Below are 1,095 nucleotides of genomic sequence, written 5' to 3' on the forward strand. Positions count from 1 at the left end.
TCGATCTCGGCGCGGCGCAGGCCGTCGGCGCCTTCCGCCTCGGCCATCAGCCGCGCCCGCTCGGTGTCGGCGGCGAGGACGACGGCGTGCAGAGTCTCGGGGCCGGCCGGCGCCTCCTGCGCCACCGCGCCGATGCGCATGCCCCTGGGCATCGAGACCGCGCTCGCATCCACCGGCCACTCGCCGAGGATCGCCTTGAACAGCGTGGTCTTGCCGGCGCCGTTGCGGCCGACGAGGCCGACGCGGGCGCGGTCGGGGATGGAGAAGCTCGCGCCGTCGAGGATCAGGCGCTCGCCGATGCGGAGGGTGAGGTCGTTGACGCGGAGCATGGGGCGTTCTGGCGAGGCCGGCGCCCCGTGGCAAGCGCCGGAGGGCAGCGAACGCTCAGACCAGCTCCCAGGCGTCGGGCTCGGCCATCAGCCGGGCCACCAGGGCGTGGTTGAGCTCGTGCCCGGTATGGGCCGCGATCAGCCGCCCGCGGATCGGGTGACCGGCGAGCGCGAGGTCGCCGACGAGGTCGAGGACGCGGTGGCGGACAGGCTCGTCGGCCACCCGCATCCCGCCGAGGATGCGCCCGCGCACGATCATCGCCGCCGAGCGGACGCCGCAGCCCTGCAGGAAGGGTTTTCGCGTGACGAAGCCGTAGGCGCGCCCGAGCATGGCGCGCCAATAGCGGCCGAAGCTCCGCGCCGGCGCGATCTCGGACAGGAACACGTCCGGCGTGATCGTCCCGGACCAGTCGAGCGGGCCGAAATGCGCCAGCGCGAGGTGGGCTGAGACGTGGAGCCCGTCATGCGGCTCGATCCGCAAGGTGCGCCGGCCATCCTCCACCTGGACCGTGCGCAGCACCCGGATCGTCCGGCGCGGCGCGCCGTTCTCGATCCGCCCCGCGGCACGGATCGCGCGGCACCAGGGCACGGCGCTGCCGTCGAAGATCGGCAGCTCCTCGGCGTCGATCTCGACGAGCGCCTCGTCGACGCCCTCGGCCGAGAGCGCGGCGAGCAGGTGCTCGACGGTGCGGATCAGCGGTCCCTCCGGGGACCGCAACGCGGTGCACAGCGGCTGGCGCTCGCGCAGCGACCACGAGGCCGGCAC

At 74.4% G+C, this 1,095-nt stretch carries 2 protein-coding genes; both read right to left on the reverse strand.

Annotated elements, in window-relative coordinates; genetic code table 11:
• Positions 1-329 (reverse strand): ATP-binding cassette domain-containing protein (locus FV222_RS27015; protein WP_147816203.1); only part of this gene is annotated, 329 nt, incomplete at its 3' end.
• A gap of 55 nt (positions 330-384) precedes the next feature.
• The coding region (locus FV222_RS27020) for a UDP-3-O-acyl-N-acetylglucosamine deacetylase (protein ID WP_147816205.1) at positions 385-1,095 on the reverse strand (711 nt) is incomplete at its 5' end.

The sequence above is a fragment of the Methylobacterium sp. WL103 genome, from assembly GCF_008039885.1.
GTDB classification, from domain to species: Bacteria; Pseudomonadota; Alphaproteobacteria; order Rhizobiales; family Beijerinckiaceae; genus Methylobacterium; species Methylobacterium cerastii.